The sequence below is a fragment of the Shewanella sp. A22 genome (assembly GCF_053850585.1).
Genome location: NZ_JBSQBN010000007.1, coordinates 55,666 through 68,922, shown reverse-complemented (window position 1 = coordinate 68,922; position 13,257 = coordinate 55,666). Strand labels below are relative to the sequence as shown.

Sequence of the window (13,257 nt, the reverse complement as noted above, 5' to 3'; positions counted from 1 at the left end):
ATAGATCTCGGAGTCCAGTTTGGGGAGCCATCGAGATATAAAATTGAAATTACACGCTTCCCCAATAGTTCAGTTGGTAGAACGGCGGACTGTTAATCCGTATGTCACTGGTTCGAGTCCAGTTTGGGGAGCCATTTCAAGATTTACTTTCATAATCATTTCCCCAATAGTTCAGTTGGTAGAACGGCGGACTGTTAATCCGTATGTCACTGGTTCGAGTCCAGTTTGGGGAGCCATTATGAACTTACCTCCATTCAATTAGCCCGCCAATATCACTATTCAGAAAAAGTCCAAATAATCACTTATCCCAGTAATTAATACCGATAAAATTTAGCTTGTTTCTGTTGTTCTTTTCTATTACAAATAATGCCTTAGATTGATAATTAATCTGTTATGATATCGGTTATTATATACGCGATTTTAGAGCATTAATTTTTTGGTTTAAGATGCAGAGCGAACACAGACCGTTTAGGTTTGTGCTAGGCCGAGTTGTTTTTACCAAATACACTCATGGGAATGAATGTTTTATGGGCTTATCAAGATCCTTTCAGCTTGTTCTTTTTATCGTCTTCGGTTTATTAATTTACCGAGTTTATACAGTCGAGAAAAATGAAGCACACGTACAGGGTGAGCTTGCACAAGCAAAATATCTGCAATATGTACAAGCAATAGACGACTGGCAAGACAGCGGTGAAGCACTGTACCAACACATGTCAAAAAACTTTACTTTTCAGTTTTTCCAATACATTAATCACAATGATAGTAGTAATAATTTTACCCACGGCAGTTTGTTAAGCCCGTCAGATGATATTGCTAGTAGCATTTTCCACATTGACATTGGACATGTTAAAGACTTTCCTGACGGTCGTTTGCAAATTCGATTAGACACAAAAAGCATCTTAACTCCCAGTGTTGATGATTTTAAACAAACATCTATATTGCTGATTGTGGCCTATATTTTGTTGATGTTGCTATTTGCATTTTTGATGCAATTGCATCGTAAACGAATAAACTATGCAGCGGACTATATTACTCGCATTCCCGACTTATCATTCCTCGCCATCGAGAAATCACGTTTTCCAGGTGCACTCGCGCCCATAGGGAATGCTTTAGAAATTTGTCGTAGTCAACTAAAGCTTAGTTTAGACCGTATTCATAAAGAAAATGAGCAATTGACTAAAGCGGCCTACCAAGACCCTGTCAGTGGTTTTTCAACGCGTCAGCGCTTTACACAACATATTGAAGCAATAGCTAAAAGTAAAACTCAACAATATGGTGTTCTCGTTGTTGTTCGAGCGGCAGAACTGGCAACTATCAACCAATTATATGGCCGTACTGCTGGTGATGATTATTTAGCGAAGTTAGCCACTTGCATTCGAAAATCGGTATCAAACCTTGGATTAAGTTATTGCTTTCGTATATCCAGCGGCGATTTTGTTATTTTTATTGATAGAATAACCCTTAATGAAGGCGAATCATTTTTAGAACAACTTAAATGCCATTTAGACGAATACGCTCAAAATACAAAAAGTGATTCCATCGCCCACGCTGGTATGGTGCCCTACGAACAAGGAAATGAGCCAATCGCATTAATGGCTTTAGCCGATACCGCCGTCAGCGTAGCGCAAACTCTCGGGCCAAATCATTATTATCAAATGGAAAAATTATCGGGTAATGAACAATTCAGTAATGATCATTGGAAAGTCACTATCGATGATTTAATCAATCGCCGAAGCATTAAATTCTACCAACAACCTATTCAACCATGTAATAACGACGCCGAAATATATCGTGAACTATTGGCTCGATTTTATAACTCCGAAGGTAAAAACTTGCCAACGACCACTGTAGTTGCAATGGCCGAACGTTATGATATGAGTGTTGAATTAGATAAGATGATCGTGACACAAACGATTAAAGTACTCACCGAAAACCCAACCATCACTGGCAAAATGGGCGTAAACATTAGTGCCTCTTCAGCGCTTCAAGACAATTTTACAATGTGGTTGAAAGATATATTGTCCAAGCATCGGGGGATCGCTGCTCGATTGGTCTTTGAAATTCATGAATCAGGAATGCAAACTAATTTAGAATCAAGCCATCAATTCGTTACAGAGATACATAAAGTAGGCTCTAAAATTGCGATTGAGCGCTTCGGGTTAGGGTTTACCTCATTTAAATTCTTCCGGGAAGTCCAACCAGACTTTATAAAATTAGACAGCAGTTACAGTCAAAATATCGAACAAGACAATAATAATAAATTCTTCGTCCGAATGATTGTCGATATTGCCAAACGTATCAGTATTCGCGTAATTGCAACAGGTGTCGAAAAACAAGAAGAAAAATTCATTCTCGAAAAACTCTTAGTAGATGGTTTACAAGGATATTATATTGCCAAACCTGAATTATTGTTAAACAAACAGTAAATAGACGGTTAATATTGGGTAAAAAAAGCCGATTTTATTCTAAGGTTGAACATTTAATGTTTAACCTTATTTTTTATCCGTTGTTTATCGGCGCCAAACCTAAGATAATACTGGGATCTATTGGTCAAATATAAATGTAGCAATGACAGATTACCTTCTCCTGTTAATCGGCACAGTGCTGGTAAACAACTTCGTACTGGTAAAATTCTTAGGCTTATGCCCTTTTATGGGCGTGTCGAGCAAATTAGCGTCTGCTATTGGCATGTCAATGGCAACCACATTTGTGCTGACCTTAGCGTCTATTCTGAGCTATTTAACCAATGAATTTCTGTTACAGCCATTTGACCTCAACTATTTGCGCACCATGAGCTTTATTTTGGTCATTGCTGTAGTAGTGCAATTTACCGAGATGGTGGTGCAAAAAACCAGTGCATCGTTACATCGGGCTTTAGGCATTTACTTGCCATTAATAACCACCAACTGTGCTGTATTAGGCGTAGCATTGCTTAACGTCAATGAAGACCATAATTTTATTCAATCTGCTGTTTATGGTTTTGGTGCCGCGGTAGGTTTTTCATTAGTATTGATTCTATTTTCTGCAATGCGCGAACGGTTAGCGGCAGCAGACGTCCCCTTACCTTTTAGAGGAGGTGCCATTGCCATGATAACCGCGGGATTAATGTCATTAGCCTTCATGGGGTTTGCGGGGCTAGTTAACTAACAATGTCGAGTATTTTAATTGCCGTAGCTGTATTAAGTATTCTAGCGCTGATTTTTGGCGCTATTTTAGGTTTTGCATCTAAAAAGTTTAAAGTCGAAGGCAACCCTATTGTTGACCAAGTTGAAGCACTATTACCGCAAACTCAATGCGGCCAATGTGGCTATCCTGGTTGCCGTCCTTATGCCGAAGCGATTGCTAATGGAGATAAAATCAATAAATGCCCTCCAGGTGGAACCGCCACGATGGAAAAAATTGCCGTATTAATGGGTGTTGAGCCCGAAGCATTAGGTGAAGAAGCTCAAAGCAATGTAAAAAAAGTTGCTTACATCCGTGAAGATGAATGTATTGGTTGCACCAAGTGCATTCAAGCTTGCCCAGTTGATGCTATTTTAGGTGCCGGCAAGTTAATGCATACCGTCATAGCCAAAGATTGTACCGGTTGTGATCTCTGTGTTGAGCCTTGCCCTGTGGACTGTATTGATATGATCCCTGTCGAAACAACAATACAAAATTGGGACTGGAAGTTACGCGCAATACCAGTAAATGTGATCCATCCTGAGCAAGAGGAAAAACGGTGCTAACGTTATTAGAGCAATTAGATAAAGGTACATTGTGGCGCTCTCCTGGTGGGATCCATCCACCTGAACTGAAAACATTATCGAATAAAACAGCGATTTCATGCTTACCTCTCGCGTCTCGTTTTATCGTGCCACTTCCTCTTGTGGGACAGCAAGCCACACTCATTGTAAGTGTTGGCGACAAAGTCTTAAAAGGACAAACACTCACTGATGGTATGGGGTTTACTTATTTACCAGTGCACTCCCCGACTTCAGGAACGGTTGTCGCAATCGAACAACACACAAGTAATCACCCATCTTCATTGCCTGTATTAAGCTGTATCATTGAAGCTGATGGCAAAGATACATGGTGTGAACTTACGTCAGCAAATATTGAACAATTATCAAAAGTTGCCATTTTAGAAAAAATAAAACTGGCAGGTATTGCAGGAATGGGCGGGGCTGCTTTTCCTAGCCATGTAAAACTCAATCCAGCCAGTGAGATTGATTTAGTCATTATTAACGGTGTAGAGTGTGAACCTTACATTAGTGCTGATGATCGATTGATGCGAGAGCATAGTGATGAAATTATCGCTGGGGTAAGTATTATCCATCGTTTGCTTAATCCACAACGCATTGTTATTGCAATAGAAGATAACAAACCCGAAGCAGCTCAAGCGATGGAGTCCGCTATTCTTCGCAGCTCATTACCTAACGACATTATTCGCGTCACGGTTATCCCGACAAAATACCCTTCTGGCGGCGAAAAACAGCTTATTCAGATCATTACAGGTAAAGAAGTACCCAGTGGCGCAATACCTGCTCAGCTTGGCATTGTCATGCATAACGTCGGTACAGCTTATGCAATCCAAGATGCCGTGTTACAAGGTAAACCACTGATTGAACGTGTCGTCACACTAACGGGGAAATCCGTCAGACAACCTGGAAATTATTGGCTTAGAATTGGTACAACCGTCGCCGATGCCCTAAACCAAGTCAATTTTGAACCTGAACAATCACAAAAGGTTATTGTGGGTGGGCCCATGATGGGGTACGCATTAGCCCATCTTGATGTCCCCATATTAAAAGGTACCAATTGCCTACTGGCACCAAGCCACACAGAAATCGCCCCAGATCCAGACGAGAAAGCTTGTATCCGTTGTGGAGAATGCGCAGTCGCCTGCCCAGCATTATTGTTGCCACAACAGTTATTTTGGCATGCAAAAGCAGAAGAGTACGATAAAGCTGCAAGCTTTAATTTAAAAGACTGTATTGAATGTGGTTGTTGCAGCTATGTCTGTCCAAGTGACATACCTTTAGTTGAATATTATCGGGTGGCCAAATCTGCATTGAAAATTGCAGCAGACGAGAAAGTGCAAGCAGAAAAAGCCAAAAATCGCTTCGAGGCTCGTCTACAGCGCCTTGAAAATGAGAAAATCGCTCGAGAAGAAAAAGCCAAACAGGCTGCTGCAAAACGTCAAGCCAATGCCAAGTCTAGTGATAAAGATGCTGTGGCAGCCGCAATGGCCCGTATCGCCGCTAAAAAAGCACAAGCACAAGGTTCAATAACGTCCGAGTCTACCGCATCAACAGCCCAAATAAATACAAAAGCACAGCCAATTGACAGCGCCAATTCTAAGAAATCCGCTGTAAGCGCGGCTATTGAACGTGCTAAAGCTAAAAAAGCAGCTTTAGTCGCTCAATCTGAGGTGGTTGGAGATGATATTGAAGCGATACCGACAAAAATACCCGCTGAAAATATTGTTCCCGAAAATGATAAAAAAGCACAAATTGCCGCAGCGGTTGCAAGAGCTAAAGCTAAAAAAGCCGCATCGGCGACTGGATCATCCCCAGCACAAAATATTGCCAATGATGATGTCAATAACGCAGTAACTAAAGCTGATGCTGCAAGTGCTGCCGAACCCGTTGATGACAAAAAAGCTAAAATAGCCGCCGCTGTCGCCAAAGCAAAAGCCAAAAAAGCCGCATTGGCAGATAGTTCACTGCAAGCACAGAATATTGTCGAAGATGATGTCAATAACGCAGCAACTAAAGCCGATGCTGCAAGTGCTGCCGAACCCGTTGATGACAAAAAAGCTACAATAGCCGCCGCTGTCGCCAAAGCAAAAGCCAAAAAAGCCGCATCGGCGACAGGAGCATCCCCAGAACAGAATATTGTCGAGGATGATGTCAATAACGCAGCAACTAAAGCCGATGTAGCAAGTGCAGCCGAACCCGTTGATGACAAAAAAGCTAAAATAGCCGCTGCTGTCGCTAAAGCAAAAGCCAAAAAAGCCGCATCGGCGACAGGATCATCCCCAGCACAAAATATTGTCGAGGATGATGTCAATAACGCAGCAACTAAAGCTGATGCTGCAAGTGCTGCCGAACCCGTTGATGACAAAAAAGCTAAAATAGCCGCCGCTGTCGCCAAAGCCAAAGCCAAAGCCAAAAAACAGGCTAGCCGTGCTAAGCAAGAGGACCAATAACTATGGCATTTAAAATTGCCTCATCTCCACATGTCAGCACAACACTGCACACCAATACAGTGATGAAACGTGTCGCACTTTGCCTTATTCCTGGCATCGCAGTACAAAGCTATTATTTTGGTTATGGTACTTTGTTTCAATTATTACTTGCAATAACAGTGGCTTATTTAGCAGAAGCTGCTGTAATGAAGTTAAGAAACAAAAATATTACCACAACCTTAATGGATAATAGCGCACTGGTTACCGCCAGCTTACTTGCTGTGGCCATTCCTTCATTAGCGCCTTGGTGGATAGTGGTCATCGGAACCTTATTTGCCATTGTTATTGTCAAACAACTGTATGGAGGATTAGGTAACAACGTCTTTAATCCTGCGATGGCCGCCTACGTACTTCTGCTCATTTCATTTCCTGTGCAAATGACATCATGGGTTGCCCCACAAACATTATCTGTAAATAGTGCAGATCTATTACATACTTTCAATAGTATTTTTCAGGTTAACAGTAGCTACGCTGCTGATTATTTCCGTTTAGCCATAGACGGAAGAACTATGGCAACGCCGTTGGACACCCTAAAAACCGATCTTTCTATGGGGCTTACCACAACAGAAAGTATGACTAAAGATATCTTCTCTGGCAGTGTTGGTGAAGGCTGGTTTTGGGTTAATTTAGCCTACCTGATAGGTGGCCTAATTATGCTAAAACTTAAGGTTATCCGCTGGCAAATTAGTGGATCAATTTTGGTCAGTTTGTTTGTTTGCGCCAGTATTGGCTTTTTAATGAGCCCTGACACTTTCGTTAGTCCAATGATGCATTTATTCTCAGGCGGCACTATGCTTGCGGCTTTTTTTATTGCTACCGATCCGGTTACAGCAGCAACAAGCCCTCGCGGTAGACTCATTTTTGGCGCTATGATTGGTATACTCATATATGTAATACGCACTTTTGGTGGTTACCCAGATGCAGTGGCATTTGCCGTATTATTAGCAAATATGTGCGCACCATTTATTGACTATTATGTTCGCCCACGCAGTTATGGCCATCGAGCAGGAAATTAATTATGTCTTTTTTAACAAAAAATCCGATGGTGAAAAATGGTTTGTTACTTGGGCTATTTGCCTTGTGTTGTACTGGGCTTGTGGCATTGGTCAATGCATTAACCAGTGACACAATATTGTTACAAGAACAAAAACAATTAACCCTAACTTTAAACCAGATTATTCCAGCACAATTACACGACAATGTACTCAGTGAACATTGTATCTTAGTCAATTCGCCAGAATGGTTAGGCACTAAAGCAGACTTACCCGTTTATCTTGCTTATAAAGATTCATCTCCTATTGCAGTTGCCATCGAAGCAATTGCACCAGATGGATATAACGGCGCTATAAAACTCATTATAGGGGTGGATAATCAAGGGAAAATATTGGGTGTGCGTACGCTTTCTCATCAAGAAACCCCTGGGTTAGGTGATAAAATTGACCTGCGTAAGTCAGATTGGGTTACCCATTTCAGTGGTAAACTGTTCAATAACAACACCAACATGTGGAAAGTTAAAAAAGACGGCGGACAATTTGACCAATTTACCGGTGCAACAATTACACCACGCGCCTATGTTAAAGCCGTTGCCAATGCATTGACATTTGTAGAGCAACATCGACAATCACTTTATCAAAGTCATTACAGCTGTGAGGCCAACCATGAGTAATTATCGTGATATTGCTACTCAAGGCTTATGGAAAAACAACCCAGGATTAGTTCAGCTGCTGGGATTATGTCCCCTGCTTGCTGTAACCGCCACCATCACTAATGCATTAGGTTTAGGCGTCGCCACACTATTAGTCTTAATTGGATCTAACGTTTTAGTTTCACTCGTACGTGATTTTGTCCCTAAAGAAATTCGCATCCCAGTATTTGTTATGATAATTGCGGCATTGGTTACTTGTGTGCAACTGCTTATCAACGCTTATGCCTATAACTTGTATTTATCATTGGGTATTTTCTTACCATTAATTGTGACTAACTGTGTCATTATTGGCCGAGCTGAAGCATTTGCGTCGCGAAACTCGTTAGCTCATTCAGCATTTGATGGCTTAATGATGGGATTAGGCTTTACCGCGGTTTTGGTTGTATTAGGTGCAAGCCGTGAATTACTAGGACAAGGTACACTATTTGATGGTGCTGATTTGCTACTAGGTGACTGGGCCAGTGTACTCACTATTCATGTATGGCATGTTGATACCCCTTTTTTATTGGCCATGTTACCGCCAGGCGCCTTTATCGGTATGGGGTTATTAATTGCCCTTAAAAATATTATCGATAGTCGAGTTAAAGCTAAGCAACCCAAAGCTGAAAGTGTGGGTGTAACCCGGGCTAGGATCACTAAAGTAAACTAATTCTTTGTTGTCATATCACCCGCGGCCATAAACTTAATGAAAAATATTGATTATTATGAATAAAGATAAACGTATCCAAATCCTAAACAGATTAAGAGACAATAATCCTAAACCTGAAACAGAGCTCAACTTCTCAAGCCCATTTGAACTATTAGTTGCAGTGACATTATCAGCACAAGCTACTGATGTGAGTGTTAACAAGGCCACTGATAAGTTATTTCCTATCGCTAATACACCCCAAGCTATATTTGACTTAGGGGTTGAAGGTCTTAAGCAATACATTAAGACAATTGGTTTGTACAATAACAAAGCCGTGAATGTCATTAACGCCTGTAAAATGTTAATTGACTTGCATGGTGGTGAAGTACCTGAAAATCGCGAGGCTTTAGAAGCCCTTCCGGGGGTAGGACGTAAAACCGCCAATGTCGTACTTAATACAGCATTTGGCTGGCCTACAATCGCTGTAGATACGCATATTTTTAGATTAGCAAATCGGACAAAGTTTGCACCAGGCAACAATGTCGACCAAGTTGAACAGAAGATGTTAAAAGTGGTGCCAGCTGAATTTAAAGTAGATGTACATCATTGGTTTATTCTACACGGACGTTATACCTGCTTAGCCAGAACACCACGTTGCGGCAGCTGTATAATTGAAGACTTATGTGAATTTAACGATAAGGTTTACCCAAAAGAATAACCCCCAAAGCACTAAGAGAACTTTAGGGGTTATATTAATGCATTGAATGTTAACTCATCAACTAACATGCAATACATCATTGGCGGTGATACAAATGGGGCTATCTGCTTTTTGTCGGTGATTAGAACATCGACACAAAAAACGCACTGAAACAAATTGCGATTACGACAGTAGTACCTAAGGCCATTTTTAATTCTGTTGTCATTGTCTTGCCTCCAAATTTGTGTAAGGTAACAATAACGCTTTTTCGTGTTTTACCCAAAAAATATCGTCACAAATGTGAGCTAAAGCAAAATTTTACAGGTATAAACCGCTAACCTTTTCATTATCATCTGAGCTTGCTAAAGTCAGATAAATTTTTATAAGAGAGCATATCATGTCGCAATTACTTCATACGATGATCCGAGTAGGCAATTTAGACCGCAGTATTCAATTCTATACACAAGTTATGGGAATGAAGCTTCTACGTCAATCAGAAAACGCTGAGTATAAATACACCTTAGCCTTTGTTGGTTTTGGTGAAGAAACAACAGGACAAGCTGTTATCGAATTAACCTATAACTGGGGTGTCGATACATATGATCTAGGTAATGGCTTTGGCCATTTAGCCATAGGCGAAGAAGACATTTACGCCCGCTGTGAAGCTATTGCGGCCGCAGGCGGTAAAATTACTCGAGCACCTGGCCCTGTGGCTGGCGGCAAAACAGAAATAGCTTTTGTTGAAGACCCTGATGGTTATAAAATTGAATTAATTCAAAAAAATGCTATGACAGAGGCATTGGGGTAATATTAGCCCAGAAGACAATACGAAAATAGCAGTTAGAAAAGAACTAAAACTAGCTTTCCAAAAATAACAAAAACTAGCTTTCCAAAAATAACAAAAAAGCGCCTTTCGGCGCTTTTCTTAATCATTAAACTATTTGATATTAAAACTTAACGCTTACACCACCGTAATATTGACGACCTATTGTGTCATACACTTCTGGTACTGTACCACCATTACTGCCATTAGAGACGTTTGAAGGCTCTTCGTCAGTGAAGTTCTTAATACCAGCACTTAAGGTTATCATATCCGTGACATAATAAGCACCTGCAATGTTGTGGTACAACACAGCATCGACTTTACCACCAGTGCTTAAGTCGTCCATCTCACCGATATAACGGTTGAAATAGCTAATATTCCAGCTATCTTGGCCTGCTTGAATGTTAAAGTTATTTCTTACTTCAGCATAAGCACCAAAGTTACCATCAATATAGTTTGTGTAATCGTTGTCTTCTTGTTCGAAATTTAATAAGTACGTGGTGTCGTTATTAATCTTCCAATCTAAAGTCAACGCTTCAAAGTTATATGTTAAGTTGAAATCTATACCGCTAGTGTCTTGGCTACCCACGTTAGTTAACGAGCTAGTTAAGTTAGTCAAATCACCGTTTGAACCAATGTTGAATGCTTCACATGCTTCAGCTGAAGCATTAGCAAAACACGCATCAAGACCCGCTTGAACGTCTAAACGAGTAATCGCATCTTTCACTTTAAAACGCCAGTAATCAAGCGTTAACGATAACCCATCAACATAGCTTGGCGAATAAACTAAGCCTGCAGTGTAAGAGTCTGACTCTTCAGCTTTGAGATTATCATCAGAGGTATAACGCACCAATATCTGTGGATCTTGAGCATTACCCCATGGATCATCTAAATAGTCGTAAGAGCCTGTGTCACCACCAAAAAGTTCACTAATATTTGGAGCACGGAAACCTGTAGCGGCAACACCACGCAACATTAAGTCGTCAGTGGCTTCATAAGTTAACCCTACTTTCCAAGTAGAAGCTTTACCAAAAGTAGAATAATCATCATAACGCAGAGCGAATTCACCAGTGAGTTTATCTGTGAAAGGCACACTCACTTCTTCAAATACAGAAAAGACATTGTAATTACCGTCTGTGGCATCTTGTTGTGCAGAAGTACTGTTGCCAGCAATAACAACAGGGTCTGGATTGTAATAACCACTTTCATAACGATATTCTGCGCCAATAGCAAATGCTACAGCACCCGCACTGACATCAAATAAGTCGCCATTTATGCCTGCCGAAACAGTATGTTGTTCGTTACCGCCATCAGTATTTTCAGTGTAGCTAATGTTATCAACAATGCCTTGGCTTAATACATCGCCACTAAACCAAGCATCTTGATTAGCATAAACAGACTGTCTCATGTTACTTGCATTGATTGAGTTTTCAACTTTAGTATCAGCTTTGTTCTTACCATAAGTGTAAGACAAATCCCAATTCATACCTTGATTAATATCGACTTCACCTGCTAATGCTGCTGATATACGGTACGTGTCGGTATCCTGTGAATAAATACGAGGTCCCACATCAGTAGTACGGCGGCGGTAGTTAACTCGGCCTGTGTCATCAGCTGCAATTCCGCCATCAAGCATCGACTGATCAAGCGTAATACAAGGTACATCTGCAGCAATGCCATCGGCACCACAAACATTGAGCATAATATCTGCTGGTTGCGCCGCCATCTGTTGATTAGACTTTCGCTTGGTGTATAGAAAGTCACCAGTGAACACTAAATCATTATCAAGATCTTGGATCATATTAGCAAACAAGCTGTAGCGCTCATTAGGTGTTTGGTAATAACTACTTGTTGTGTAGTCATAGCCAGTGCTACGATTTGCCCAGTTGCCACTGCTATCTTGTACTTTTCCGTCTAATGAGCCCGTTGGAATAAAAGAACTGGCACCGGGTGCTGTCCAATCTCGATCCGATTGAACAACACTTTCACGTTTAGAATATGCAACACCAATAGTGTAGTTACCACTGTCTGTATTAACACCATACAGACCACTGATTTCACCAGTTTCACCATCGCTTTCACTTGTTGTACTTCCGCTTAAATCAAACTGAAAGCCTTCAAAATCTTTTTTGGTGATAATGTTAACAACACCTGCAATTGCATCAGAGCCATAAACGGCTGACGCACCATCTTTCAAAATTTCTACACGTGAAATCATTGCCACGGGTATGGAGTTCAAATCAACAGCGCTATCGGCTCCTGAACCAGAGTTAACCATACGGCGTCCATTTAACAACACAAGCGTACGTTCAGCGCCCATACCACGTAAATCAACCTGAGCAGCACCATCGGCACCATTATTTGTACTTGAACCGACAGCAGCACCAGCCATAGACGTTTGAGCTTGTAGCAGCTGATCTACTGAAGTAAATCCCTCAGCTCTGATTGCTTCAGAACTAATAACCGTTACAGGTGATGCGCTTTCCATATCTTGACGCTGAATACGAGATCCAGTGACTTCAATGCGCTCTACTTTTGCCGTTTCATCAGCAGCAAAAGCAATCGTTGAAATGGTCGTTGAAGCAGCAATTGATGCAATCAATGCTGTTTTTATACTCATCGACAGTATTGTTTTATTATTCACGTGAACTAACTCCTTAGTGATCTTATTTTTATATTTACATCTAGATAATAATTATTCATTTAGATGATTGATAAGATATTGTATAAAACATGAAGCTTCGTCAAACGTGTATTAATTAACACTCGAAATAAAGTTGTTATTAAAAATAGCAGTCAGTGTTACTAAATATAATGACTAGTGTGTGTAATAATAAAAAATCGCCAATTATAGGTATAGTAACTAACTCCTCGATTTAAATTCAACCAATAACAATGTTAATTCAATAACAATGTAAAAATTTAAATAATATTAAAAAACCTGTAAACAACTGGAATTCAAGCTTAAAAATAATTTTAATCGAATTAAAAATGAACATTTTAGTTAGTTTTTTGTCTAGAACACATTGATAACAAATAACATAACTTATTATACACAAATGTTATTATTGAACGTCTAAAGAGTGATCTAAATAGCTAATTAACAAATAAACTATACAGTATGCAAGTAGCTATAATAAAAAATTCAATACTATTTCTTTGTAGCTGTTAT

10 protein-coding genes and 2 tRNA genes are annotated in these 13,257 nt (G+C 40.3%); 11 read left to right on the top strand and 1 reads right to left on the bottom strand.

The features are described 5' to 3' along the window. Positions 1 to 58 precede the first annotated feature (58 nt). From ACWXWT_RS02840 to gloA, 11 genes are all read left to right on the top strand, one after another. Positions 59 to 134 (top strand) — tRNA-Asn (locus ACWXWT_RS02840). Positions 135 to 160: 26 nt separating this feature from the next. After that, positions 161 to 236, top strand: a tRNA-Asn gene (locus ACWXWT_RS02835). Positions 237 to 527: 291 nt separating this feature from the next. Continuing rightward, entirely contained in the window at positions 528 to 2,426 is a 1,899-nt protein-coding gene (locus ACWXWT_RS02830) for an EAL domain-containing protein (RefSeq protein ID WP_456040103.1), read from the top strand. A 142-nt stretch (positions 2,427 to 2,568) separates the two neighbouring features. Continuing rightward, positions 2,569 to 3,147 (top strand): electron transport complex subunit RsxA, encoded by a 579-nt coding sequence (gene rsxA, locus ACWXWT_RS02825; RefSeq protein ID WP_456040102.1) that lies wholly within the window; start codon positions 2,569 to 2,571, stop codon positions 3,145 to 3,147. A gap of 2 nt (positions 3,148 to 3,149) precedes the next feature. Next, positions 3,150 to 3,728, top strand: coding sequence for an electron transport complex subunit RsxB (gene rsxB, locus ACWXWT_RS02820; RefSeq protein ID WP_456040101.1), 579 nt, complete (start codon positions 3,150 to 3,152; stop codon positions 3,726 to 3,728). Continuing rightward, entirely contained in the window at positions 3,722 to 6,193 is a 2,472-nt protein-coding gene (rsxC, locus tag ACWXWT_RS02815) for an electron transport complex subunit RsxC (RefSeq protein ID WP_456040100.1), read from the top strand. Before rsxB ends, rsxC begins: the two co-directional genes overlap by 7 nt. A 2-nt stretch (positions 6,194 to 6,195) precedes the next feature. Beyond that, positions 6,196 to 7,248, top strand: a complete 1,053-nt coding sequence (gene rsxD / locus ACWXWT_RS02810) for an electron transport complex subunit RsxD (RefSeq protein ID WP_456040099.1) — start codon at positions 6,196 to 6,198, stop codon at positions 7,246 to 7,248. Between the two features lie 2 nt (positions 7,249 to 7,250). After that, positions 7,251 to 7,898: an electron transport complex subunit RsxG gene (gene rsxG, locus ACWXWT_RS02805; protein ID WP_456040098.1), complete on the top strand. Its 648-nt coding sequence runs from the start codon at positions 7,251 to 7,253 to the stop codon at positions 7,896 to 7,898. After that, on the top strand, positions 7,891 to 8,586 hold the full coding sequence (locus tag ACWXWT_RS02800; protein ID WP_456040097.1) for an electron transport complex subunit E: 696 nt from the start codon (positions 7,891 to 7,893) through the stop codon (positions 8,584 to 8,586). The genes rsxG and ACWXWT_RS02800 overlap by 8 nt, the downstream gene beginning before the upstream one ends. 55 nt (positions 8,587 to 8,641) lie before the next feature. Then, positions 8,642 to 9,283 carry an endonuclease III gene (gene nth, locus ACWXWT_RS02795; protein ID WP_456040096.1) on the top strand — a complete coding sequence of 214 codons (642 nt, stop codon included), beginning with the start codon at positions 8,642 to 8,644 and terminating at the stop codon, positions 9,281 to 9,283. 376 nt (positions 9,284 to 9,659) lie between these two features. Further along, the gene (gene gloA, locus ACWXWT_RS02790) at positions 9,660 to 10,070 is read left to right on the top strand and encodes a lactoylglutathione lyase (RefSeq protein ID WP_456040095.1); all 411 of its coding nucleotides are present in this window, start codon (positions 9,660 to 9,662) and stop codon (positions 10,068 to 10,070) included. 139 nt (positions 10,071 to 10,209) lie between these two features. On the opposite strand, the gene ACWXWT_RS02785 is transcribed toward gloA, so the two are convergent. Then, positions 10,210 to 12,705, bottom strand: a complete 2,496-nt coding sequence (locus ACWXWT_RS02785) for a TonB-dependent receptor plug domain-containing protein (protein WP_456040107.1) — start codon at positions 12,703 to 12,705, stop codon at positions 10,210 to 10,212. Between the last annotated feature and the right edge of the window lie 552 nt (positions 12,706 to 13,257).